General features: G+C 47.1%; 1 protein-coding gene. It reads right to left on the reverse strand.

Going from position 1 to position 484, the window contains the following annotated elements:
• On the reverse strand, positions 1-337 hold a 337-nt coding region (locus AWU74_RS12145; protein ID WP_187150961.1), incomplete at its 3' end, for a hypothetical protein.
• Between the last annotated feature and the right edge of the window lie 147 nt (positions 338-484).

Below are 484 nucleotides of genomic sequence, written 5' to 3' on the forward strand. Positions count from 1 at the left end.
CGCATAGTTTTTTTGACAGCGAAAGCGCTACGAATTTTGGGTCAGCCTCTGCATTAATCCGCGTTCCGTCGGCATACAGTTTATTGTCGCTGGTTGTTATGTGCAAATCGACAGCGGTAATCGCTTCGGAAAACTCGACAAGCAGGCTTCCGGCGTTTTCCGCGGAAAACGAGCGCAGTTCCGGCGCGGAAAAATCCCCGGACAGCACTGTCACGGCAAAACCCGCGCCGTTTGTCCGACAGGAAAACACAGAAGCTGAAACAGAACACGCCGACATGATGAGCGCCGCTACGAAGACGTCTCGAATAGCGCATATCAGTTTTTGAGGGTTATGCATAAAACCTTCTTTTAGAAACGGTAAAAGCCTTCGTGTTGTCTTTTATGGAGATTTGTTTCAGGATTTATGCACGAAGCATGAAAAAACCTTTTATAAGCGGCTGCTTATCTGAAGGGTTTGAGTAAAAATTCGATTAGCCCTTGCTTA

Source organism: Treponema endosymbiont of Eucomonympha sp., assembly GCF_001028545.1.